Here is a 24,357-nt window from a genome sequence, read left to right as displayed (position 1 = left end):
ATGTTAACCACACCACGAGTTAGCCACCTTACCCTACTGAGCCTACTGCTGACGACCGCGTTGGTTAGCCTACCGGTACAGGCCGATGAGCATCAACAAGCGACTCAAACCGATCTCGGCCTTAGCGATTATCACCGCTTTATTATTTTCCCGCATTTTGAAAAAGCCCTAAGAGCCCAAAAGAATAATGATGAAAAAACGGCGCTGTCTGAGTTTGAATATATGCATCAGCAGTTTCCCGACAATATTGCCATTACCCTGTATCTAAGCGAATCCTATCGCCATTTTGGTCATCATGATAAAGCGCTCCAGTTACTGCGCCAGCAGTTGAAAAAAGCACCAAATAATGCACAGCTACAAAGCGCCTATGCGGCAATTCCCGTTGAGATAACACCGATTAACAATCTCGAGGAGTTACTGACTCAGGAACGTCAATGTCATAGCCAGCCCGATCCCCTGTGCCGCAGTCGAATCGGGCAAAGTGCCCTCAATCTGGCTAAATTAGACATTGCCGACCGCCAGCTAACCGGCAGTTTCGCTGATTCTCCGCAGGGAGCGACATTACGGGAAGCCATTCTCCAGCGAGCGGTTTATCTAAAGCAGTGGCAATATGCCGACGAGATGTTGATGCAACTACACCAGCAGCGCACACTGAGCGCACAACAGGCTCAACAATGGTTTGATATTCTGCTTGCCGCCCAACGAGACGATCGCTTGTTGGCGCTCCAGTCTCAGGGGTTAATCAACTCGCCAGAACAGCAGATTGGCTACGCCAATAGCCTTATCGCCCGCAACGAAACCGCTAAACTACAAAACTATCTGGCCAACCGCCATCCATCGTTTGCTAACGCGGCACAGGAGAAAAGCTGGCTGTATCTGCTCACTCGCTACAGTAAAAATCCGGCACAGTCGCTAAGCCAATTTAAGGCGCAATTTCCGCAAAATCAGCATTATCAAAACGGCTTTAAACTGGCGGATGCGCTAAAGGCTAAAGATTACGCCACCGCCCAGCGGTTGTTGGCTACTTTGCCAGAAAATGAATGGCTGGAAGAGCGCTTTACCGTCAGCCTTGCTCAGGGCAACACAACGCAAAGCCGTCAATTGGCACAGCGGTTATCCGCTCAGCAACCAAAAAACATGGCCTTGTTGGATAGGCTCAGTTATCAACTCATGCAGGCTGGTAAGAGCAAAACCGCCGCCCAACTCTTACTATCATCCTATCCGTTTTCAGCGTCCACGATTGCCAGCCAAAACCTGAACACTCGCTTATTTGGCTTATTGACTCGGTACCCTGAGCTAGCCAGCCCAGAACAGATAGCCAGACTAAGTCGCCCATTGTCTACTCCATCCCAGCGGGAAATTCAGGCCGCATGGCTCGCGCCAAATGGGCAATGTGCCGATATTCAGCGACTACTGGGGGATATGTCCACCAGCTATAGCGCCAATAGTTGGAATTTACTGGCAAACTGTTATCAGAAAACGCTGCCGGGTCTGGCGCTGTATGCCTATCAGCAAAGCGCTCAGCGTCAACCCAGCACCAACGCCCTACGCGCTGTAGCCTATCAGGCTTATCAAACCGAGGATTATGCAACGGCGGTGCGCACATGGGCCGATCTCAGCCCAGCAACGCTAAGCGACCAAGATATTATGGCCGCGGCCAACTCGGCTCAGGCAGCCGGTAACCAAACCGCGTTGCAAAGTTGGTTAGCTCAGGCCCAAAGCCGAAACCTCACCCACAGTGAAGCTTACTGGTGGTTACACGCTCAGCGCTTTATACCTAACGATCCTGATGCTGCGCTGGCGGATCTGAATCGGGCAAACCATATTCAGCCCAGCGCGCGGGTCTATGCGGCACGGGCAAATATCTATCGCCAACGAGGGGAATATGCGCAGGCCATCACCGAGCTGCAACAGGCGCTGAAGTTAGAACCGAATAACAATGATATTCAAGCTAACCTTGGCTATACGCTATGGGATAACGGCGATGTCGCACCGGCGCGCGAAATGTTGCAACAAGCTAATCAAACAACACCGGACGATCCAGCCTTATTAAAACAGCTGACATACGTTAATCAGCGACTGGCGGATATTCCGCAAACTCGGCATTACGCTGAACGAGTCATTGACGATATCGATAATGCCAGTGCATTACAGCCGATGAACGAACAAACGAACCAACAACGATTCAACTTCCGTCGATTACATGAAGACGTATCCCGGCGCTGGACCTTTAACTTTGATACGGTACTGGGTCTGCGTTCTGGCGCCGTCAATTCCGCCAACAATAACGTGGGTGGTCAGCCCGGCCAAAGCTATCGTAGCTTTGGTCAACTGGAAGCCGAATACCGTATTGGTTCTAATATGTTACTGGAGGGGGATCAGCTCTCCGCCTATAGCCGCGTATTTACCGGCACCGGTACCAGCGGAGTATTTATTCCCAGCAAAGATCCCATGTGGGGCACCGGTATCCGCTGGAAGCCGCTGTCCAGTCAGGTATTTTTTCTGGCGCTAGAACAACAAATTCCTCTCGATCGCCACCATGGCGAATCCGATGTCATGATCCGTGCCAGTAGCTCATTCTTAAATAGCGGAAAATTCAGTGATGCGTGGCACCCAAACGGCAACGGCTGGCTGGCACAAAATCTCTATCTGGATGCTGCCCACTATATACGGCAAGACAACCAGGCCTATACCGCCGACTACCGCATCAGTTGGCATCAGAAAATTGCCGCCAATCAAACCATTGAGCCTTATAGCCATGTTCAATATAACGGATTTAACGGTGATAGCTTTCAGGGTGCACAGTTAGCCGGCATCGGGGTACGCTGGAATATCTGGACCGGGGAAAGCCATTATGATGCCTGGCAACATAGAATGAGTCTGGGTCTGGAATATCAAAATACCTTTAAGGGTATCAACCAGCATATTGGTGAAAGAAACAGTGCCTTTATCACTCTGGGAGTTCATTGGTAATGTTAAACCTATATCGCATATTCATGATCGGCCTGATGCTGGTCGCTCCCGGCGCTTTCGCCATTAACGGCGTTATTTATCAACCACAGCTGCGGGATAGGCAAAGCGATCCAGCCCAGTGGCAAGCCCTGATGACTAAACTCCATCAACAGCAGATAGATACGTTGGTGGTGCAGTGGACCCGTTATGGTGATGCCTTTCAATCTCCGCAGGAGCAGCAGTGGTTACAGCAACGGCTGTTAACCGCTCATCAGTCCGGGCTGAGGCTGATTATCGGTCTTAACGCCGATCCGGACTTCTTTAGCCGCCAGAACCAACCACCGGCGGCGCTGGAGAACTATCTGAACAGGCTACGCAATCAGGATGTTCAGCAGGCTAAAGTCTGGCAACGGTTACTGGGCAGCCATCGTATCGATGGCTGGTATATCAGTGCAGAAATCGATGATCTCAATTGGCGCAGTGAAGCCAAGCAGGCTCAGGCTGAACAATGGCTACAGAGCACTCGACGCCAGCTTAACCAACTCGATGATAAACCGGTATATATCAGCAGCTTTTTCGCCGGCAATATGTCACCGCAAGGCTATCAACAATGGATAAGCCGGTTAGCGGCAAGCGGTATGAAAGTCTGGGTACAGGATGGTGCCGGCATTGCGAAGCTCTCGCCTAATGAACGGAAACTCTATCTCAATCCCTTGGTCGAATGCACGAATCCATCACCAGCAGCGGGGGTAGTGAATGAGGTTTTTCGCCAGTTACCGGGAGACACCTTTAAGGCTCAACCCATCACGGAGAAACAGCTCAAACAGCTGCTTACACAGCCTCAACGCTGCGCGAAAGATCGGCTGTTATTCTCGCTACGCTATCTACCCCAGGCTCAGGGTGTATTGGATTACCGCTAGAATCGCAAAATATCAGGGGGCTAAATCCATGGGTTTAGCCCTCACCACAACCAAGCTTAAGCCACTAACTCAGCACCATCTCCAGCGCTTTTACCGGGCAAACAAACGCACATTCGGCGCAGCCATCACACGCCTCGGTTAATATCTGCGGCGAAAGTCCACTTTGCCAGCGAATCGCGTTTTTACTACAGCGCTCAACGCAGCTATCGCAGTACATATAGCTATTCTGACAGGCATGATTTAGCGTCGGACGAGCATGAATATTAAAGGTATTTTTTTGCAGTACGCCGATTGGGCAGGCCTGAATACAGGCTTCACAGCGGGTGCAGTAATTCGCCAGAAAATCGATCTCCGGCCGTTGTTCATTTAATACAATCAGCGACTCAGGACAGGCGGATACGCATTCGCCACAGCCGGTACAGGCCTGACGAAATAGTACTTCAGCTACCGCGCCGGGAGGACGAATCACTTCGGCTTTGATGTTATCTTCGTGCTGAATCTCTGGCGTGACTTGCGCTCCCTTTAATAAGCCACGAAACAGCCCCCGTCGGCTGACGGTTCGATGTTCCATATAGGCTTTATAGAAACGCTCATCTTTCATTACAGATACAAGTCCGTTGGTTTCTCATTTAAATCAAGCTGCTGCTGCAACGTTTGCAAATAGATATCTGCAATTTGTGCCAACAAAGGATAAAACCGCTGGCCGCTGTCATATTGGCTAACTAACTGCAAATAACGTCCGGCCCACGGCAGGATATATTGACTTAACAGCTCTATCGCTGCCTGAGATTTATCCGACTCTAGCAGGTAGGCAAAGGCCATCAGCATCAAACCAAACTGGTCATCTGGCTCTGGATTTTCCGTATCAGTTACCACGCCATTGCTCAACAGAAACTCGCGATAGCGTTGAGTTGACTCCCCCATCAGCAGGTTGTCCTGCTCCAAATAAACCGAACTCCATGGCGGAGCAGGCATTTCCCCCTGCCCTTCAAACAACACCGAATAGTCATAATCCAGTAATGCCAGATCAACCTGTGATATTTGCTCTGCATGCTGGCGAATCAGCGCCGGCTGCGGCCATGGAAACAGATCGGCCAGCTCGGATAAAGCGCCCGTTAACTGACTAAAGCTGTTTGAATAAGGAGGATAATAAAAGCAGGCGCCAATAATTCGGGGAATGGTGGTATTCAGTAGCGTCACGGTAAAGCCTCTCAAAATATATCAGAACTGACTGACCAGAAAACCCGGCCAGTCAGATACGGCCTATCTCCACATAGTTCAAGTTACAAATTGAAGTATGGCGGAGATTACATCGGTATTGCCCACAAGTTATAGAAGGCAATACGCGCAGACAGCTCACCAATCACCACGGCACCGGCGCATAACGCCAGCAGTGCGGAGGATCCCTCGCGCTTAACCAGTGCCACCACTGCCATCAACAGCCCCACGGCCAGACAGAAGGTCTGTACTGCCCAGAACAGGGTTTGCTGAGAAGAAAGCATTGGGTCGGTATGACTGACAAAGTCGATATAGTCAGGCTTAGCAATCAGGCTGATCACCACGCCAATCGACAGCGCAATCGCACCAGTTTTACGTACCCCAGCCAGCACGGCACAGGCACCGCCGCCAACTAACACCGTTAGCCACATTTGTAGCGAAGTATGCAGGCTATCCCAGCTTGCCACGGTTTTCAGTTGGTAAACCTGAATAATTGACCAAACAAATACCAGACCAACCAGAATCGCCGCGACGTTACATACCCGCGCAAAACCGCTATGTTTTTTCAGATAAGAGAAGAAAATAGTGCCGCAAACCAGCGCAAAGAAAGCGCCGCACAACACAATTTCATTACTCATTGGTGAGCGGCCTAATCCGGCCAGCATATTCGGTGCCCGGAAAATCTGCCCTAAATGGAGAATACCAATAGCCAGACCGATTGCCATCAGCACAAACGCCAGCAGATTAGCGCGCTTCAGCTGCTCCCCATCGCTCAGTTTTAGCTGATAGCTAATAAAGGCCAGCAGGAAGATGCCGACGGCGCTTTGTCCTAAAACGGTAAAAAATACCAATGGTAATTCATGCATCTTACACCTCCGCCGGATTCTGAATATAGCCGGATGTATCACCGTTTGGTTTGGCATCTTGATGCGCCTTAATCACCAAACTCGGCTTAGTTAATGACGGATCGGGCAATGGCGCTACACCATCTTCATGACCATACTTCTCACGCAGTAAACCAATTTCATCAAAGTCCAACGCTCGCTGCGGACAAGACTCAACGCAAACCGGCTTCTGTCCCTGAGCCACACGCGCATAGCAACCATCACACTTGGTCATCACTTGCTTAGTGGCATCAAACTGCGGAGCACCATAAGGGCAGCGCATTTCGCAGTAACGACAGCCAACGCAGATGTCCTGATTCACCACCACTAAACCATCTTCTGCTCGCTTATGCATGGCTCCGGTCGGGCAACCAGCGACGCAGGTGGGTTCCGCACAATGGTTACAGGCGATAGACAAATAATAGCTGAACACGTTTTGGGTCCAGACATTACCTTGCTTCGCCCAGGTACCGCCGCCGTACTCATACACCCGACGTAATTTTGGCCCCAGCTGTAGGTCTTTTTCATCCTTACAGCTAATCTGGCAGGTCTTACAACCGGTGCATTTGGAGCTATCTACATAAAAACCATACTGTTTCATCACTATCTCCTTATGCAGGTTGTACTTCAACCAGGTTAGTGTGTTGCGGGTTGCCTTTCGCCAGTGGAGAAGGACGCTGAGTCGTCAGGGTATTGATACACCCGCCGACATCCACACCTTCAGCATTGGTATTGCGCCACGCCCCCTGCGGTACACCAATAACGCCAGGTAAAATACGGGCAGTCACTCTAACTGGAATGCGAATACGACCGCGATCGTTAAAGATCTCCGCCATATCCCCCTGCTTCAGGCCTCGAACCTGTGCATCAACCGGATTCATCCACACCATATGCGGTACAGCTTCACGCAGCATCGGTACCGAGTAGTAAGTTGAGTGGGTATGCCCCTTATCGTGGAAACCGATCATTTGTAGCGGATAGGTCTTTTTCTTCTCGCTATCCTGCACCCCTTCAAACGATGGGCAATATTCAGCTACCGCTGGAATACGATCCCCTTCGGCCAGATCCCAGATTGCGCCAATCGTCGCCAGCGCCTCAGAGTAAATCTCAATTTTACCTGATGGCGTTTTGAGTGGATTAGCCTGCGGATCGTCACGGAACGCTTTCAACGCAATGTGCTTACTGCTGTCCGCCAGCACCCGATCGATAATGCCTTTATCGTTGGTATCGGCAAACGTCGGCAGGGCTGGGTTCTTCTCACGCATCTTGTTATAGCAATACTCGATCCACTGCTCATGAGTGCGGCCTTCGGTAAACTTATCACCGATGCCCAGTTTCTCAGCCACTTCAGCCAGCACATCATAAGACTGACGGCACTCCCATAACGGCTCAATGGTATTTTGCATACGTACAAAGTAGTGATAAGCACCGCTGGCGTAAGAGTTATCAATTAAATCGTTAGACTCTACGCTGGTCACATCAGGCAACAGCAGGTCGGCATATTTCGCCGTAGCGGTCATATGGTTTTCCCATACCAAAATAAACTCACATAGCGATTCATCCTGCAAAATCGTGTGGGTTTTATTGGTATCAGAATGCTGATTCATTAACACGTTGCTGGCATAGTTCCATAAGAACTTAATGTTGGTTTCTAGCTTATCTTTCCCCTTCACGTGAGCATTTTTCGCAGTCATTTCCGTGCCACGGGTAATGGCATCAGTCCACATAAAGCAAGGGATAACCGTTTTCACCGGGTTCGGCAGGCTAAAGCCTTGAACCGCGTATTTAACGTTACCGCCCCACCCGCCAGTGTTGGTGCCTGGGCGCCCAATCTGACCGGTCATCAGTGGAACCATCATCACCGCACGAGCAGCCTGTTCACCGTTGGCCGTACGCTGTAGCCCCCAGCCTTGAGAAATCCAGGCCGCTTTTGCCGTAGCGATTTCACGCGCCAACTGCATAATGCGATCCGCTGAAATACCGGTAATCTCACTGGCCCACTCGGGAGTTTTCGCGGTATTGTCCGGGCCATTACCCAGCAGATAATCTTTATAGGACGCGTTTCTCGGTGCTGAATCCGGCAGCGTAGACTCGTCCCAGCCGACACAATACTGCTTAAGAAAATCTTCATTGGTCAGGTTTTCTTTGATCAGCGTATAGCCAATGGCGGCCACCAGCGCACCGTCAGTTCCCGGATAAATCGGGATCCATTCGGCATCCAGCGTGGTAACGCTATCGGTGCGGCGCGGATCGATAATGATTACCCGGGCTTTACTCTGCTTAAGGGCATTCAGGGTTTCATAAAATTGACCACCGCCTGACATCCGCGTTTCCGCCAGGTTATGACCAAACATCACCACCAAATCGGAGTTTTTGATCTCCGACAGCAAGCTTTCAGGCGCGCCGCCGTACACGTAAGGGAAAACGGTATTAATCTGAGCGGTGGAATAGGTGCCATGCTGCTCCAGGAAACCACCGTATAAATTCAGCAAGCGTTTACAGGCATTGCGTCCCTGTAAGTTCGCACCGGTCGAACCGGAGCCATATTGATAATAGATCGCCTCATTGCCGTATTTCTCAACGGTATATTTCAGCTTCTCAGCCAGAATAGTTGTAGCTTCATCCCAACTGATACGTTTGAATTTACCTTCGCCACGCTTGCCGGTACGCAGCATCGGATACTTAACTCGATCCGGATTGTAGGTTTTCCAGCGTACTGAGCGCCCGCGTAAGCAAGGACGAATTTGGTGTTCACCGAATGTTGAGTCGTCATAGATTGACTCATTAGCAATCTTGGTAATGACTCCATCTTTAACGTGCACTTTAAGTGGGCAACGGCTACCGCAGTTAACCAGACAGGCACTGTATTTAATGGTTTCCGCAGAAGAAGAGTCAGACGTTGGTGTTGCGCTGGCAGTAAACGGTAGCGTAATTGAACTCGCCACCGCCACTGCTCCCGTCGCTGCTACAGAAGTTTGAAGAAACTCCCGTCGTGTCACCTCGCCAAGGTGAGATACTTTTTTAGTGTGCATCGACATTACCCTCGTGGTAATAACAATAAGAAATATAAAAGATTTTTATTTATTATGCTTACTGATATTACAATTAACTCCGCATACCCTTACTGATCTATATCAACGGCATTTCGCAAAATTCGAGAATGGCATCTTATTTGTTAAATCCATGCCCAAAGTATCACTGCACATAGTCAGAAAATAAATTAACAAGCTGAATAATATGAAATTTATTTTTATGCTAAATAAATCTGATGACGTCTAATTATTGGTATTTATGGCGAAGGGAACAGAAGCTGATTAAAAATCAAGCCAATGGATAACCGGAGAATAATCGGCGTCAATCACCTAACCGTTTGGGATGACCACACAGAGACTACCGCGCTATTTATCAGCACCTAAAATAGTGCTATTTTTGAACAATGGCAGCCATTGCTCAGAGAACCATCATGCCTCTACTCGAACAGCTTATTGAAGGTATTCAGCGCAAAAAAGAGGATATCTTTTTACAATACGGTCGAATTCCGTCGGACAAACTGCTGCTGGTGATGCGGAAAGACGATATGCATGAATTGTTTAAAATGCGCTACAACAATAAAAATGCGCCCCACATCACGCTCACTGCGGGCTATATGCTGAAAGTGATGGATATCAAGATCATCACGGCACCGGAAGAAGTGCTCAAGGGCAAGCTCTTTCATCTGACCATGATTACCTGAGAAATTTACCACTACGCGGAAAAATCAAATCCCAAAGCGTTGCTATTTCCCCTGCCAATAACCGGGAATATTGACAGCTATATTGAAAAACTAATTCATGCGATCCTTATGAGTGAGCTAACCTTAAGAAGAAGGATTGTAGGCGGCTCAGGATTTCACCATCTACAGGGACACTATTATGGTCAACATGCTTAACCTTATTGCTAATATCCTTAGCGTTATTAGTATATTAATCATTTCTTATGGCGCACTGATTGCGATCATCAACTTTCTACGGGGTGAGATAAAACGTGATGCTTCGCCCCTCACCGCACTCACTACCGTTCGCACCACATTAGGTTCCTACCTGCTATTAGGCCTGGAAATACTGATTGCCGCTGATATCTTAAAAACCATTCTGGAGCCAAGCTACAGAGAACTGATCGTTTTAGGTTCTGTTGTGCTGATTCGTACTGTTCTGTCCTTTTTCCTGAATCGGGAGATCAGCGAACTGTCTGCCCGCTCGGAAGCGGTAAATAAAGTCACCACGCCAGAGATCGTGATTATAGATAATATCGTTAAAGATGAGATAAAGCCGGAAGAAGAGAAAGCGGATAAATAAACATGATTTTATCATGTTAAGTTTAATGACCGAGCAAAGGCGCTAAAATCAGCGCCTTTGCTCCGAGTTCAGGTCGGTTATGCTTAAACTATTGAGGGCGAGATCCCATCACTTCTCGCGCCAACTTAACCACAATCAGCGCCAGACCAATTACCCCAACAATCAATAACCCCCACAGTAGCCATTTTTGCCACTGACTGGCCTGCTCCGCCGATGACGTCGCCGTCAAACGCTGTTCTCCCCCCAAGACCATCACCGATCCAACGTGAGCTCTTGGCAAATCATTCAATCCGCTTTTTGGTATAGCGCTTGCCGGAATCAACTGTTCAATCATCATTGTCGCCGCTGGTGCCTGATGCGATCCCCAGGCCAGTAAATAAGGCGAACTCCCCTGAGCATTAAAGATCACATCGATCTGATTGCGGGTTCCCGTCATGGTCGGCGGTTGTTCGCCCCAGTTGCCGTTAATCGCCTTAATGCGTATCCCCTGCACTAGCTTTTGATTTAATGACAGCGGCTCAGAAACCCGATATCCAGTTTCACCATCAAGCTGATACACCACCGTATTCATCAACCAATGCCACTGGTCATCATGACTGGTACGATACTCAATGCTAATCGGCAACACCGTATTTTTCTGTTCAGGAACAATCGATAGTGTCGTCAGCGGCTGTGGACGATCCAAAACGTATTCCACTTCGATTTTCGATACCGCTTTGGCGTTGAAAGGTAAATCAACCGTCTCAGTCCGCTGGTCGCGAATAATAGCAATACTGTTGGCTTTAGTGATTATCGGCGCAGATGACTGACCATCGCTATTAATCACCAGCAACCAATAACGAGCTCGTTTGCTATTGTAGTTATCATCAATATCGATATGGTTGAGCAATAATCGATCGCTGCCGGAAGCCAGATCCATCAGCGGAGCGTTATCCGCCTGTTTATGCCAGCTTTTTAAATCACGGCTGCTAAATACCGTCACGTGGGCTTGCCAATTATGTTTCGACTGTGCCCAGTTCAGAACAATCTGGTTGAGGTTCTGATTTTCCTGTTCTCCTTCTACCTGTAGCAGATAAGAAGTGGCTAATTCACTCTTCTCATCCTGAGAAATCTTAATCTCCACACCGTCAGCTGACTTTAGAGTAATTCTTTCCCCTTGATAGCTGCCATCTGGCTTATCCACGCTCATTTTCAGCGGGAAAATCCGTAATGGACTCTCCCGCATTTCAACGCTGGATTGTTCAACCGGCGATAGCGAAAACGTCACAGCCTGCCCCGAGCTGTTAAACACCCGCATATCACTCAGATCGGGTTTGACGCTTTCGCGATAAACCTCTTCCGGCAGCGTTACGCGGTAAAAAGGAAAAGCCTCCGTCGTTTCCAGCTCTGCCCCATGATAAAAATCCTGCGGCGTCAGCTCAGGTGATTCTGCGTAAACCGGTGATAGGCTGAACAGGCATAATATCCCCAGCGCCACGCCCGAATTAAACGTTGAATTTTTTATATCCTTTAACCACATCATGCCTTTGACTCCTGCTCAATCGACGGCCGGGGAGGCAGAGGCGAAACGTATCCCACCACTAATAACAATATCGCGACCCCAATAAACGCGATAGCCCGGGCCAGACCGCCACCCTGAGCACTATCGACCAAAAATAGTTTAACAATCACCACACCTAACACTGCTGCCCCCGTAAACCAAAGCGTTCTACGAGCGATGCGAGTTGAATAAATCATACAGACCAGCGCAATCAGCGTCCAAACAATGGCAAACGTCGCCTGAATCAATCTTGATGCCCACAAACTATTAAGCCACCATGGCACATCGGCATAATAGGCCAGCGCTCGTAGTAGCATACCGTTCAACCACCATGCGGCTATTGCCCAAATAATCCAATGCACTAACACATCAAATTGCGGGGCAAACTGTCCCATCAGTGACGAAGTACGACGCAACCAAACGGCCAGCATCAATATGCCAAAAATCGCCGCTTCTTCTAACGGATTCACCAACGGAACATAGGTCCAATTGACCATCTGTCCATCCATCATATTGCCGGTCAATAGCATAATCATCATCGATAAAACCAAAGGAATACATCCCAACCAATAAACGTCACCATGCGTTTTTATTGGCCAAGCCTGACGGCGCTCTGCTATCCACAACAGCAGAATAACCAGCGACAGACTGCACATAAACAGGTAGAAGCGCCACTCGCTCATTCCCCATGACAACTCACTAATACGCCAGAGGATTTCACTACCAGCCAATATCAATACCAGCCAGAACAACAGCAAATGAGCACCTTTCTCCAATATCATTGGTAACAGTTTTGACGCATCCTTGAACAGTAAAAAAGCGGCAGAGACAATCACCGACAACCAGCTCAGGTTCCACCATCCCATTTCCAAAGGATGCGAACTACCCTGCAATTGGATTAACAAAATAAAACTGGCTACCGGCCATAATAGCCACACGGTTTGCTTCAGTTCCCGCCAGTCTAAGCGCTGTCCGGCTTGACGCCATATCCACACTGAGAGACTAAAGCCGAGCAGCGATAGCAGCACCGGTTGCAAATCGTAGGTACGCATATAGAAATAAGCCGGCATCTCCGCCAACCACCAGCCCCAAACCGCAATACCGACCATCAGCATGCCCAGGCTTAATACCTGCCACGGGCTGTGTTGTGGTTTGTAATGGCGCCACAGCGCACCTGCGCTAATAAAGCACAGGAAAACCACCGGCAGTACCAATACCAGCGAGATCCCCCAGAGATAATCGGTATAGGCAACCAGTTGAGACCCCAGAGCCAGCACCAACAATGCGCTACCGCTCCAGCTTAGACGACGCTGGTTCTGTAGCAGACCAAACCATAGAATCCCCAAGCCTTCCAGTGACCATGCCAGTGCGGTCCATTGGGCTGACAGGGCTAACGGAATCGCCAGCGTGACGAAACAGCCACCCAGCGCCAAATAGCCTGTAGCAATGCGCTTGCCATCCAGCGGGAATCGTCGCAGCGTACCCCAGGTAATCACCAAATAGATCAGCCCAAAACCCAGCGCGGAGAAGGCGGGGCCAAATGCCCAATGGGAGGTTATGGCATACTGCATAGCAAAGCCAATCAGCGGTGGGCCAAACAACAATGTGCCGTCGATAGCCATATGCTGTTGAATACGATTTTTTACCGCAAACAGTTCGGCCAACAGACTAAATAGAATCAGGTTAGCCAGTAAAAATAGCTGGCAAGAGAGGTAATATTCAGGGCGGTAATATTCCATTCCCCAAATTGTTGCCACACCGAATGTAAACACAAATCCCAGCAGGTTTAACACCCGCCACGATTGCCAAACAGCAATGACTAAAATACCGCTGGAAATCAGCAGGTAATAAGAGAATAAACCGACATGATTCGCACTGCCGGTTGATAATAGAATTGGTGATAAATACCCACCAATGCTGGCCAACATCGCCAAGCTTAGCGCTCGCTGTAATACCGCTAAACCAACGCTGGCGGCGCAGATGAGCAGCATCAGGCCAAAAGCAAACATATGTGGCAATAGCAGATAGAGCCTGAACGCGGCAAATACCGTGATATACAGCGCACCAACGGCACCGCCCTGTAATATCAATCCGTACAGCGGCTGCTTATGGCGTAAACGCCAACCCAGTCCTAAAAGCACAATACTGATTAACGCTGCACTGGCTAAACGCAATTCAATCGGGAACATATCTCGATCGATGGTATATTTCATCAAATAGGCTAAGCCGAAAAACAGCAGCAAGATGCCTAACTTAGCAACGGGATTCTCTTTAAAGAACCAATGAATCAACCCTGAGAACAGATCGTTATCGGTACTTTTCGCTACAGAGGTTGAAGGTGTCACGACCTTGTTCGACGCAGCTTTAACCTCATCGTTGCTGCTATCGGTAGCAGGCGTAAAGGATTCTTGCGGGGCTGTAGTTTGAGTGGTGCTGGTCTGAGGAACAGGCTCAATCACCATTGGTGCAATGCTGGAAGAGATAACCTCAGCTTCAAACTGTGACTGAGGAATAGAATAGGCATTAGCCGCCGTAAAAGAACCGCTTTCTGGCGGTGGAGCCACCGGTTCTTCAGTCACTAAGGCTTCAATCGGTGCCGGAGCCAATGGCTCAGCTGCCTCGTCCTTATATTGTGCATTCGCCAGTTTCTTCTGCAGTTCCTCAACCTGCTGCTTGAGCTGAGAAATCGCATATTTAGCTTGATTGCTACGACTCAATGCCACCAATGCAATAATCGGTGCCGCAATTATCGCAACAAGAATAAGAAACCCAAATGCTATCAATCCATCCATATCTATTCATCCTGAATAAAGGTTAGACCAGTTTTACAGGAATCCCAGATATCGTCTACAAATGGAAGCGTAAACTGTTAGCTAAAGTGACAATATAATTGTAACGTTCTATGAAATAGGTAAATTTTCGTCTTTACTGATACCACTAAATTCATTCTCTGTTCAATTAAGAAAATGCGAGCAGTGAGTTTTATCTTTTGCCCTTTCTATTGAGCGCTGGAATTTAGCCGACAACTGAGTGAGGGAGCACGCCCTCTGCTCGGCCACGTGCGCTCACGTTGATTTATACTCTGTACTCATAGTGGACGAAACATTCGCTGTCATTAAACCTAACGAACAAACCTTCAGTCTACTCATCCTACACAACCGGAATTAACCAGCTAAAACTCATCTCAACCAACGTGTGAGTTAATAGTTAAATACAACACCAGAAACAAAGAGAATTAAATAACTTTAATAAAACATCATTTCTCAGTGGCCCTACCGCTCCGATGTTTTGGTAAACTCAATATCACCAATGCCAATACCACCAAAACAATCCCAACCAATTCCGGAGCATTAGGTCGTTCTCCCAATAGCACCCACGATAGCAACGCACCTAAAACCGGAACCGCCAGCGTTCCCAGCCCCGCAATCGCCGCAGGCAAATTTTTCAGGATAAACATCCACAAGATCCAGGCAATAGCCGTTCCCAGTACCGCCGTATAAGCCAGCCCGCCCCACAAATAAGGGTGCCAGATAATGGGTTTAGAGTGAGTGAATAGCGCGATAACCGTTAATACTATCGCCCCCATTACCATCTGCCAGGTCGTTAAAGACAACAGATCGGTTGGGTTACGAATATACAGCCGCTTAGCGATAATCACGCTGGCTCCCCAGCTTAAGCCAGAAAGTAACGCCAGTATCGAGGCCATCATCGAACCATCAGTATTCCACGGCTGCAGAATAAATATCATGCCGCCTATCGCAATACCCGTTGCCCAGTATTGCAGCTTACTCAGGCGTTCATTAAGAAAAAGAGCCGCCAGCAAAATCACCCAAAACGGCATGGTATAGGTCAAGATAGCCACTTTACCAGCACCACCGCTCACCAGCGCCCACTGGGAAAAACCCACCATGCCTGCGGTTTGTAATACCCCAATCATAAACGTTGGAACAAGGGGAGGAGGCTTCATACCGCGATTACGCAACTTTAAGACAACCAACAGTAATACGGCCCCTAACGCACAGCGCATGGCCGCAAAATCAAATGCACCGACATAAGGCAGCCCAGATTTCATTACAATCCAGCTATAGCTCCAAATGCAGGTAAGAACAATGAGAGCAATCACTGCCGAAAGATTGAGTTTCAAAATGCCTCCCTATAAACGAGCTCAGTTCTGAATAGACTTAGCCAGGTCAATGATTCCCTGAATAGCCCCCCGCGCCTGTGGACTATTATGCCAACAGGTCGACCCCATCATTTGCGCAATCTGTTTAGTGACATCGCCAGTATCAGCCTCAGCCAATTGAGACAGTGATGAAAAACCAATCTGTTCCAGTCGGGAAATCACCGTTTCACCGACGCCTTTTATGGCAAGCATGCGTGATCTTTCCTCGGAGGAAAACATAATGGCTCCTGACAATTAAAAAGGTGAATAAAAAAACAACAGGATCATCATACGACCAAGTACCAGATAAATACAGATGATAGCCATTTAAGGATAATTAACATCCTTGATAACGCGACTTAAGGCTAACTACCTGTACCGTGACGATTTATCTCTCCTACGCCAATCACTCTCAATGATTGCCGCACTTTTTGTATGTTCATCATGATTGTATTGGGCTAATGCCTTCGATAAACTATTAAGAAATTGTTAAGAAATATTATCAAACTAGTAAAAAGAATTATTGGATCTGGTCCGGTATCGGACTTATCAAGGAGAACCAAATGGCTTCCAGCCGTGCAATAAAAGTAAATGGACAATGGATCCGTTTAGAGAATACCCCGCCAACCACCCCATTATTATACGCACTACGCAATGACCTGATGCTTAACGGCCCGAAATATGGCTGTGGCTTAGGTGAATGCGGTGCCTGCACAATATTGATTGATGGTGTAGCCACCCGCTCATGTATTACTCCCGTGTCAGCGGCCTATCAAAAAGAGGTCACTACCCTTGAAGGTATTGGTACCGAGCAGGATATGCACCCGGTACAGCAGGCTTTTGTTGAAGAACAAGCTGCCCAATGCGGTTACTGCACCAACGGCATGATTATGACGCTGGTGGCGCTGTTTGAGCGCAATCCTAATGCTTCAGAAGATGAAATTAAGCAAGAGCTGACCTATAACCTATGCCGTTGCGGTACCCATATGGAAATTCTCAGTGCGGCTGAAAAAGCCAAAGCGCTGCTGGCAGAGAGGAAAACCGCATGAGTATGTTAGAAATAACCCGCCGTCGGCTACTTCAGGCCGGTGGACTATTAATGGTCAGCGTGGCAATGCCTATGCCATTTAAAGCATTGGCGGACGACGTAGCTAAAGGCCATGGCAAAGAGATTCCCCTCGATCAGGTGGATAGCTTTATTGCCATTTCTGCCGACGGTCAGGTCACGGTCTTTTGTGGTCACGTCGATTTAGGTACCGGTATTCGCACCTCTTTGGCGCAGATTATTGCCGATGAGCTGTATGTCCCTTTTGAAAAAATCACCATGATTTTGGGCGATACATTACGTACTCCCGATCAGGGTCCAACCATTGCCAGCGCCAGTATTCAAGTTACCGCGATACCACTGCGTAAAGCCGCGGCACAGGTACGTCAGTTCCTGCTCAAACAGGCTGCGGTTGTTTTCGCACAGCCGGTTGACAAGCTGGTGACCCAACACGGAATGATCAAGATCGTTGACAATCCAGAGCGTGAAATCAGCTATGGCGATTTGGTTAAGGGCGAGAGTTTTAATCTCACCTTAAATAACGACATTGCCTTAAAACCAACGGCTGAATACCAGTTTATCGGCAAACCCATTGCCCGCGTTGATATTCCGGCCAAGGTGACCGGCGGTCTGACGTTTGTCCATGATTTTCGCTTACCCAATATGCTGCACGGTCGAGTGATCTTGCCGCCATACGGTGGCGCAGACAGTTCCGCCCCGCTGGGTGATTGCTTACTGGAAGTCGATCAATCGTCGATTGCCGACTTACCCGGCATCGTTAAAGTCGTGGTGATTAAAGACTTTGTGGCGGTTGTCGCCGAACGTGAAGAACAAGCTATTCAGGCAGCTCGTAAGCTAAAAGTAAAATGGAAAGAGTGGGCTGGGCTACCGAATCTTGAACCTGATGATCTGTTGGCAACCCTGAAGGCTCATCCGAAAAGCCCGAGAATGCTGAAAGAAGATGATGGCGTCGATGGTGCGATGGGTAAACTGACTAAAGTGGTAAATGCCGACTACGTTTGGCCTTACCATATGCACGCTTCAATCGGGCCTTCCTGTGCGGTTGCTGACGTCACTGCCGATAAAGTGGAAGTGTGGTCCGGTACCCAGAATCCACACGATCTGCGTAACGATATTGTCACTTTGCTGGCCTGCGATCGTGAGAAAGTGAATATTCACCGCATGGAGGCTTCTGGCTGCTATGGCCGCAACTGCGCGGATGATGTAGCCGGTAATGCCGCCCTGCTTTCCCGTGAAGTTGGCCGACCGGTTAGAGTTCAACTGATGCGTGAGCAGGAAAATGCCTGGGAGCCTAAAGGTACCGCACAGCTTATCCAGATCCGCGGCGGTCTGGATGCTGAAAATAATGTGGGTGCCTATGAGTTTAAAACCTGTTATCCGTCCAACGGCGCGACGTTACTGCCGCTGATTTTAACCGGTGTTGTAGCGAATACCGCCGTGACTCAGCAAATGGGTGACCGTACCGCGGTACCTCAATACGAATATCCCAATATGCGCGTCGTTTCCGAAGATGCCGCCCCGATTGTCCGGGCATCATGGATGCGCGGTGTATCAGCGTTACCTAACGTCTTTGCCCATGAATCCTGGATTGATGAACTGGCTTATCTGGCACAACAGGATCCGATTGCTTACCGTTTACGCTACCTGAAAGATCCACGGGCTATCGCGCTGATTGAAGCATTAAAGAAACAGTCTAACTGGGTTGATGGCCCATCGTTTAACCATAAAAACAGCCAAGATGACATTGTGACCGGCAGAGGATTTGCCTATGCCCGCTACTTCCACAGTAAATTCCCTGGATATGGCGCGGCGTGGGCTGCATGGGTGATTGATATTGAAGTTAACCGTAAAACCGGCCATATCAAACCGAAAAAGATCTTTATCTCCCACGACTGCGGACAAATTGTGAATCCGGCCGGCGTTCGCCATCAGATCCACGGCAATATTATTCAGTCCACCAGCCGAGTGCTTAAAGAGTTCACCACTTTTGATAAGTCTGGTGTGACTTCGCTGGACTGGGGCGGTTATCCGATCCTGCGCTTTGACGAACTGCCTGAAATTGATATTCATTTGATTGAAAATCAGGCCGAAGCACCAATGGGCGTAGGGGAATCAGCTTCAGTACCCAGTGCAGCAGCGATTGCTAACGCAGTGTTTGACGCTACCGGCGTCCGTTTGCGTCAAGTACCGTTTACCCCTGCCCGGGTTAAACAGGCGCTGGACAACGCCGCGGCGGCTAAATAATTAGCCGATAATTGGACTGAATATCGCGTCCGTCAAGCTAACTTAGCGACGGACGCCATGTGACTTTTGGACTCTGAGCGTTGACCGATAAACGCCAAATAAATGGATAAATAATGATGAGGCTTAAACGTGTATTAGGCTGGTGTGTTGCTATCGTTGCGGTGGTCGGCGTAGCCGGTCTTTGGTATAGCAGCCATCCTGAAATTGAGCCGTTAAACGCGAGCAACCCGGCCAAGTTTTCTGATGAAATGGTGGCCCGAGGCAAACTCTTGGCAGACGCTGGCGATTGTGCGGTTTGCCATACCAGTAAAGATGGCGTGACCAATACCGGTGGTTTAGCAATTGAAATTCCTTTCGGCACCATTTACACCACCAATATCACCCCAGATGTTGAAACGGGCATCGGTAGCTGGAGCTTTGACGCCTTTAAGCGTGCAATGAGAGAAGGTATCGACCGAGAAGGTAACTACCTGTATCCCGCCTTTCCATATACCGCCTTTACTAAAACCAGCGATGCGGATCTGGAAGCGTTGTACGCCTATTTGATGTCGCAAACCGCGGTGAAAAGTCATAATCCGAAAACCGACCTTTCATTTCCGTTCAATATTCGTCGTGGAATCTCGGCCTGGAACTTGCTGTTTCTCTCTCCGGGCGCCTATCAGCCAGATACCGCGCAAAGTGAAGAGTGGAATCGTGGTGCTTACTTAGTCGAAGGTTTAGGCCACTGTAGTGCCTGCCATACGCCTCGTAATCTGATGTTTGCCGAGAAAACTGGCGCTGACTATTTGGGCGGCGGCGTGGCTGAAGGCTGGATTGCCCCAGCGTTAAATCAACACTCACCGTCACCGTTAGGTTGGAATAAACAAGAGCTGGTTGAGTATATGCGTACCGGTTTCTCCATTAATCATGGTGTCGCAGCGGGTCCGATGGCACCGGTGGTGAAAGAGGGATTATCGGCGCAGTCTGATGCCGATCTCATGGCTATCGCGACCTATCTGCTGTCGTTTCAAGGTTCAGAAACCAAAATACCTGACGGCGACCGAGAAAAAGCCGCGGCGGATATTAATCTGAAAGCATATAGCCAGATTGAGCCATTAACCTCTCAAGGAGCGCGTATTTTCTCCGGAGCCTGTATGGCTTGCCATAACCAAGATAGTGGCCCGGCATTAAACGGGGTTAAGCCATCAATCGCCCTAAACAGCAACCTGTATGAGTCTTCGCCGGATAATATGATTCATATTATTCTTAACGGTATTCAGTCACCGGCAACCGACAAATTGGGTTATATGCCCGCTTTCCGCTACAACATGAACGATCAGCAAATTGTCGCGCTGTTAAGTTATCTGCGGGAAGATTTTGCCAAACAGCCGGCGTGGCCGGATCTGGCCGAACGAGTGAAACAAATCAGGCTGGAGACAGAGAAGGATAACTAAACCGATAAGCTAGCCTACACTTCACATGGTTCCGATAAAAAACGGAACCGGTCGTCGTAGGCTAAGCCAACATTCGCACGGCGAATCATCGGGCTTTTCGCTAACCAATTAACGGTTAACGCCGATCTTGGTATAGGTTTTATCCGACTTTTAAACTTTTGACAGGCTACTCGTAATGCAGCACATGGAACTCGAAGTGATTCAGCGTAGCATCGGCTGGATTGAACAACAGCAGCCGATATGGCTTTGTACCGTACTCAATACCTATGGTTCATCGCCGCGCGGGCCGGGTGCCATGATGTCGGCTATTTCTGCTGGTCAATTTAGCGGTTCGCTATCCGGCGGCTGTGTTGAAGACGATTTTCTTGAGCGTATTGCCAACGGAGAATTCAGACAGCCGAGTCAGATCGTTCGCTACGGTGCAGGTTCACCAAGAACGTCAGTGGCGCTACCGTGCGGCGGTTCGATCGACGTATTGGTAGAATACCTACAACCTGGGGAAGAAAGCCTTAACCACTTAAGGCATATCGAGAATGCCCTCAAAGGACAAGGCCAGTGGGTTAAGCGAGTAACGCTTCCCCACGCCAGCCAGTTACCTGAACCTTGCCAGCGGGGTTCCGGCCCGGTAGTGGAACATCACGACAACGAAGTCACTCTTTATCTCGGAGCAGTCACGCGGATTATTATTGCCGGTCTGTCGAGCGTTGGCCAATACTGCGCCCAGTTCGCCGCCGCATTAGGTTTTGAAGTGATTATCTGTGAACCTCGCCCTGAGGTAATGGAAAACTTTGCTCATCTGGATATGCCTATTCTTGATATTTTTCCTGCTCGATATATCGAACAGGGCGGGGTTCATCCCAATACCGCGATTGTCGCCTTAACGCACGATCCACGTATGGATGACTTAACCATGATGGAAGCGGTTCATACTCCGGCGTTTTATATTGGCGTCATGGGATCGGAACGCACCAGCGCCAAACGCCGACAGCGGCTGACGGATATCGGCGAACTGACTCAAGATCAGCTAAGCCGTATTCATGCGCCGATAGGACTGCCCATTGGTAGCAAAACCCCGGCAGAGATTGGCATCGCCATTGTCGCAGATATTGTCAGGGTCAAGAATGGGATGTGACCTGTTCCCCCTATTCAGTCTACTTTGGATAACTGACTCAGCCCGTATTTGTTAGTTCAACTATTTATTGTTCAACTATCTATTGTTCAACTATCCATTCTTTAAGTAATGAGTTCATCAAGCGGCTAGCTTTGTAGCCGCTGTACCTCTCTCCGACAATCAAACAAAAGAACGAAATATAAACTTTCGTTCAAAAATATCAGCAAAAATTATGCAATAAAAAAAGACAAACGTCCCATTAGCGGTTTTTTATTGGCAAATCCCCCGACTTTCGTGAACTGAATCGCTTTTTCCAGCCAAGATAAAAGCCATGAATAAAGAACAAATGAAAATTATCTGTTCATGCTACATAACAAATGTTCTAATCCTTGCTATTATTCAATGCGATAGCTTTTGTCATTGAGCAATAAATCATCATGACGCTTCACAATGTGCATGATTGACTGAAAGGGCATAAACAAATGGAAAAACAGACCGTTCCTCAAGACAATGAACTACTGACAGAAATTGCGGTGGCTTATTATCAGGATGAAATGACTCAGGAAGAGATCGCGCATAAATTCGGCATATCAAGAATTAAAGTAGGTCGATTATTAAAGCGAGCCAAGTCAGAAGGCATTGTAGAAATTACCGTACGTTACCATCCGGTATTCAGCACCCGTCTGGAACAACAGTTGATCGAACATTTTGGTCTAAAGCGCGCATTGATTGCTCTGGATAATCAGGATGAAGATGAACAGCGGCGTCAGGTCGCGTCACTGGTTTCCGGCTATCTGGCTACCAACTTAAAAGACAACACGGTACTGGCGGTCGGCCAAGGGCGAAATATTGCCGCGGTGGCAGACCACGTCAGCATCGTACCGGAAAGAAACTGCAAATTTATCTGTGGCATCGGCGGCACACATCGCCCCGGTGATGCGATTAACGCTGACCATATCAGCCGGCGTCTGGCCAAAAAATTTGGCGGTACCAGCGAAACCCTTTATGCCCCCGCCTATGTGGAAAACCGTGCGCTAAAAGAAGCCTTTATGCAAAACGGAACCATTAAAGAGACGCTGGATCGGGCAAGAAAAGCCGATATTGCTCTGGTTGGCATCGGGGATATGAATGAAAACAGCTACATGGTTAAGCTGGGTTGGTTTACACCGCAGGAAATCGTTGATGCCAGTCTGCATCAAGGGGTGACCGGTGAAATTGCCGGCTATGACTTCTTTAATTCTCAAGGCCAACCGGCCAATACCGTGATGAACGATCGCGTTATCGGCCTCAGCACTGAAGAGCTGCGCCAAATTCCTTGTGTGATTGCCATTGCCTCTGAGAGCACCAAAGCCCTGGCTATTCTTGGCGCATTACGTACCGGCGCCATTGATATTATTGCCACCAGCGCGGCCAATGCACGTACTATTCTGAATATGCTACAGCAGCAATAATATCCACCCATATCTTAATGCTTCAACTGGCGTAAATACTCTTTTTTACGCCATCTTAGCTGAATACTCTCTCATCCCCGCCATCATGACCTAGCCTCATCGGGCTCCTTCGATAGCCCACGGTTCTAAATCGTTAACCGCCCAGAATGAACATAAGATTAACAAAAATACTATTGTTCAAATCAGCAATTAATCAGATGAAATCGAGTATAAATCACACCGTTTATTAATTATTACGGGCCTAAAAAGGACTTAAAATAAGCACCGCACTCACAAACCGATCAGAATAACGCTAAAACTGAACATAAGTTTATTGACTTAACATATGAAAAGCACGAGTATAAAACAAAAGAACAGTCATTGAACTTTTGTTGTTTATTTCGCGTCAATGCCGTAGTTGAGGCAACAGTCATCACACGACTCACTCTCCTTAACCCGGTAGATAGCCGATGTGACATGGCAGCAGCAACGCGATCGAATTACCGTTAATCTGTAAAGAGGTGAAATATGTTACCCATTGCTATCGGCTGTGACGATGCGGCGATTGAGATGAAAAACCAACTGGTGAGCTATCTACAACAGAAAGGCATCAAGGTTATTGATTACAGTTGCGATCGGCAAAGTGAGCCAACGATCTATCCAGATATTGCCATGCAAGTCGCTCAGGCGATCAAAGCCGGCACCCATGAACGCGGGATCCTAATTTGCGGCACCGGGATCGGTATGAGCATCACCGCCAATAAAGTCCCCGGTATACGTGCCGCCCAGTGTCATGATGCCTACTCGGCTCAACGAGCAAGAAAAAGCAATGATGCACAAATTATCTCGTTAGGCGCGCGCGTCATCGGGTTAGAACTGGCAAAAACCATTGTCGATAACTGGCTCGATGCCGAATTTGATGGTGGTAACTCAGCGCCTAAAGTTGACAAGATCGGTTATTACGAACAACAAATGCAGCGTGGCTGACACGCGCTGTTATGCCTGGCTCACTATGAATACGGTGGGCTGGGATCACGGTTTATATATGATTAAAGGAAATCCC

The 24,357-nt window shown here is 48.6% G+C and carries 19 protein-coding genes; 10 read left to right on the top strand and 9 right to left on the bottom strand.

Annotated features, from left to right (window positions below; genetic code table 11):
* On the top strand, window positions 1-2,973 hold the full coding sequence (locus BMZ28_RS06595) for an NfrA family protein (RefSeq protein WP_074821698.1): 2,973 nt from the start codon (window positions 1-3) through the stop codon (window positions 2,971-2,973).
* On the top strand, window positions 2,973-3,872 hold the full coding sequence (locus BMZ28_RS06590) for a DUF4434 family protein (protein ID WP_083399647.1): 900 nt from the start codon (window positions 2,973-2,975) through the stop codon (window positions 3,870-3,872). The genes BMZ28_RS06595 and BMZ28_RS06590 overlap by 1 nt, the downstream gene beginning before the upstream one ends.
* Before the next feature lie 64 nt (window positions 3,873-3,936).
* Here BMZ28_RS06590 and BMZ28_RS06585 read toward each other — a convergent pair whose 3' ends face one another.
* The 5 genes from BMZ28_RS06585 to BMZ28_RS06565 form a co-directional block, all read right to left on the bottom strand.
* Window positions 3,937-4,473 carry a 4Fe-4S binding protein gene (locus BMZ28_RS06585; protein WP_074821695.1) on the bottom strand — a complete coding sequence of 179 codons (537 nt, stop codon included), beginning with the start codon at window positions 4,471-4,473 and terminating at the stop codon, window positions 3,937-3,939.
* Complete coding sequence (locus BMZ28_RS06580) at window positions 4,473-5,072, bottom strand: TorD/DmsD family molecular chaperone (RefSeq protein WP_126468092.1); 600 nt, start codon at window positions 5,070-5,072, stop codon at window positions 4,473-4,475. The genes BMZ28_RS06585 and BMZ28_RS06580 overlap by 1 nt, the downstream gene beginning before the upstream one ends.
* A 107-nt stretch (window positions 5,073-5,179) precedes the next feature.
* Window positions 5,180-5,956, bottom strand: a complete 777-nt coding sequence (locus BMZ28_RS06575) for a dimethyl sulfoxide reductase anchor subunit family protein (protein WP_074821690.1) — start codon at window positions 5,954-5,956, stop codon at window positions 5,180-5,182.
* Window position 5,957: 1 nt separating this feature from the next.
* A complete protein-coding gene (locus tag BMZ28_RS06570) occupies window positions 5,958-6,575 on the bottom strand; it encodes a DMSO/selenate family reductase complex B subunit (protein WP_047781932.1) in 618 nt (205 codons plus the stop codon).
* 10 nt (window positions 6,576-6,585) lie between these two features.
* Window positions 6,586-9,006: a DMSO/selenate family reductase complex A subunit gene (locus BMZ28_RS06565; protein WP_074821687.1), complete on the bottom strand. Its 2,421-nt coding sequence runs from the start codon at window positions 9,004-9,006 to the stop codon at window positions 6,586-6,588.
* Between the two features lie 431 nt (window positions 9,007-9,437).
* Here BMZ28_RS06565 and BMZ28_RS06560 point away from each other — a divergent pair, with 431 nt between their 5' ends.
* Window positions 9,438-9,707 carry a hypothetical protein gene (locus tag BMZ28_RS06560; RefSeq protein ID WP_047781934.1) on the top strand — a complete coding sequence of 90 codons (270 nt, stop codon included), beginning with the start codon at window positions 9,438-9,440 and terminating at the stop codon, window positions 9,705-9,707.
* 178 nt (window positions 9,708-9,885) lie between these two features.
* Complete coding sequence (locus BMZ28_RS06555; protein ID WP_071845508.1) at window positions 9,886-10,308, top strand: DUF1622 domain-containing protein; 423 nt, start codon at window positions 9,886-9,888, stop codon at window positions 10,306-10,308.
* 88 nt (window positions 10,309-10,396) lie between these two features.
* Here the strand turns inward: BMZ28_RS06555 and BMZ28_RS06550 are convergent, their stop codons facing one another.
* The 4 genes from BMZ28_RS06550 to BMZ28_RS17350 all read right to left on the bottom strand — a co-directional run bounded on the left by BMZ28_RS06550 (window position 10,397) and on the right by BMZ28_RS17350 (window position 16,223).
* A complete protein-coding gene (locus BMZ28_RS06550) occupies window positions 10,397-11,830 on the bottom strand; it encodes a DUF3999 domain-containing protein (RefSeq protein ID WP_074821681.1) in 1,434 nt (477 codons plus the stop codon).
* On the bottom strand, window positions 11,827-14,640 hold the full coding sequence (locus tag BMZ28_RS06545; RefSeq protein WP_074821678.1) for a DUF2339 domain-containing protein: 2,814 nt from the start codon (window positions 14,638-14,640) through the stop codon (window positions 11,827-11,829). The genes BMZ28_RS06550 and BMZ28_RS06545 overlap by 4 nt, the downstream gene beginning before the upstream one ends.
* 464 nt (window positions 14,641-15,104) lie before the next feature.
* Window positions 15,105-15,992 carry a DMT family transporter gene (locus tag BMZ28_RS06540; protein WP_074821675.1) on the bottom strand — a complete coding sequence of 296 codons (888 nt, stop codon included), beginning with the start codon at window positions 15,990-15,992 and terminating at the stop codon, window positions 15,105-15,107.
* A 21-nt stretch (window positions 15,993-16,013) separates the two neighbouring features.
* Window positions 16,014-16,223, bottom strand: coding sequence for a helix-hairpin-helix domain-containing protein (locus BMZ28_RS17350; RefSeq protein ID WP_373994779.1), 210 nt, complete (start codon window positions 16,221-16,223; stop codon window positions 16,014-16,016).
* A 350-nt stretch (window positions 16,224-16,573) separates the two neighbouring features.
* Between BMZ28_RS17350 and BMZ28_RS06530 the strand changes: the two genes are divergently transcribed.
* The 6 genes from BMZ28_RS06530 (at window position 16,574) to rpiB (ending at window position 24,281) form a co-directional block, all read left to right on the top strand.
* Window positions 16,574-17,059 carry a (2Fe-2S)-binding protein gene (locus tag BMZ28_RS06530; RefSeq protein WP_047781939.1) on the top strand — a complete coding sequence of 162 codons (486 nt, stop codon included), beginning with the start codon at window positions 16,574-16,576 and terminating at the stop codon, window positions 17,057-17,059.
* Window positions 17,056-19,320: a xanthine dehydrogenase family protein molybdopterin-binding subunit gene (locus BMZ28_RS06525; protein WP_047781940.1), complete on the top strand. Its 2,265-nt coding sequence runs from the start codon at window positions 17,056-17,058 to the stop codon at window positions 19,318-19,320. The genes BMZ28_RS06530 and BMZ28_RS06525 overlap by 4 nt, the downstream gene beginning before the upstream one ends.
* 113 nt (window positions 19,321-19,433) lie before the next feature.
* Entirely contained in the window at window positions 19,434-20,753 is a 1,320-nt protein-coding gene (locus BMZ28_RS06520) for a c-type cytochrome (RefSeq protein ID WP_047781941.1), read from the top strand.
* Window positions 20,754-20,928: 175 nt separating this feature from the next.
* The gene (locus tag BMZ28_RS06515) at window positions 20,929-21,885 is read left to right on the top strand and encodes an XdhC family protein (RefSeq protein ID WP_074821672.1); all 957 of its coding nucleotides are present in this window, start codon (window positions 20,929-20,931) and stop codon (window positions 21,883-21,885) included.
* A 461-nt stretch (window positions 21,886-22,346) separates the two neighbouring features.
* Window positions 22,347-23,315: a sugar-binding transcriptional regulator gene (locus tag BMZ28_RS06510; RefSeq protein WP_047781943.1), complete on the top strand. Its 969-nt coding sequence runs from the start codon at window positions 22,347-22,349 to the stop codon at window positions 23,313-23,315.
* 507 nt (window positions 23,316-23,822) lie between these two features.
* Entirely contained in the window at window positions 23,823-24,281 is a 459-nt protein-coding gene (gene rpiB / locus BMZ28_RS06505; RefSeq protein ID WP_074821669.1) for a ribose 5-phosphate isomerase B, read from the top strand.
* Window positions 24,282-24,357 lie beyond the last annotated feature (76 nt).

Origin of the sequence: Pragia fontium DSM 5563 = ATCC 49100, assembly GCF_900112475.1 — a bacterium.
Taxonomy (GTDB): Bacteria; Pseudomonadota; Gammaproteobacteria; order Enterobacterales; family Enterobacteriaceae; genus Pragia; species Pragia fontium.
The sequence above is the reverse complement of the archived record's forward strand: the minus strand, read 5'-3'. Positions and strand labels throughout refer to the sequence as shown.

Coding starts and splice junctions, on each gene's coding strand:
- BMZ28_RS06595 (WP_074821698.1), top strand. CDS start 1: ATGTTAACCACACCACGAGTTAGCCACCTTACCCTACTGAGCCTACTG.
- BMZ28_RS06590 (WP_083399647.1), top strand. CDS start 2,973: ATGTTAAACCTATATCGCATATTCATGATCGGCCTGATGCTGGTCGCT.
- BMZ28_RS06585 (WP_074821695.1), bottom strand. CDS start 4,473: ATGAAAGATGAGCGTTTCTATAAAGCCTATATGGAACATCGAACCGTC.
- BMZ28_RS06575 (WP_074821690.1), bottom strand. CDS start 5,956: ATGCATGAATTACCATTGGTATTTTTTACCGTTTTAGGACAAAGCGCC.
- BMZ28_RS06570 (WP_047781932.1), bottom strand. CDS start 6,575: ATGAAACAGTATGGTTTTTATGTAGATAGCTCCAAATGCACCGGTTGT.
- BMZ28_RS06565 (WP_074821687.1), bottom strand. CDS start 9,006: ATGCACACTAAAAAAGTATCTCACCTTGGCGAGGTGACACGACGGGAG.
- BMZ28_RS06560 (WP_047781934.1), top strand. CDS start 9,438: ATGCCTCTACTCGAACAGCTTATTGAAGGTATTCAGCGCAAAAAAGAG.
- BMZ28_RS06555 (WP_071845508.1), top strand. CDS start 9,886: ATGGTCAACATGCTTAACCTTATTGCTAATATCCTTAGCGTTATTAGT.
- BMZ28_RS06550 (WP_074821681.1), bottom strand. CDS start 11,830: ATGATGTGGTTAAAGGATATAAAAAATTCAACGTTTAATTCGGGCGTG.
- BMZ28_RS06545 (WP_074821678.1), bottom strand. CDS start 14,640: ATGGATGGATTGATAGCATTTGGGTTTCTTATTCTTGTTGCGATAATT.
- BMZ28_RS17350 (WP_373994779.1), bottom strand. CDS start 16,223: ATGCTTGCCATAAAAGGCGTCGGTGAAACGGTGATTTCCCGACTGGAA.
- BMZ28_RS06530 (WP_047781939.1), top strand. CDS start 16,574: ATGGCTTCCAGCCGTGCAATAAAAGTAAATGGACAATGGATCCGTTTA.
- BMZ28_RS06525 (WP_047781940.1), top strand. CDS start 17,056: ATGAGTATGTTAGAAATAACCCGCCGTCGGCTACTTCAGGCCGGTGGA.
- BMZ28_RS06520 (WP_047781941.1), top strand. CDS start 19,434: ATGATGAGGCTTAAACGTGTATTAGGCTGGTGTGTTGCTATCGTTGCG.
- BMZ28_RS06515 (WP_074821672.1), top strand. CDS start 20,929: ATGCAGCACATGGAACTCGAAGTGATTCAGCGTAGCATCGGCTGGATT.
- BMZ28_RS06510 (WP_047781943.1), top strand. CDS start 22,347: ATGGAAAAACAGACCGTTCCTCAAGACAATGAACTACTGACAGAAATT.
- rpiB (WP_074821669.1), top strand. CDS start 23,823: ATGTTACCCATTGCTATCGGCTGTGACGATGCGGCGATTGAGATGAAA.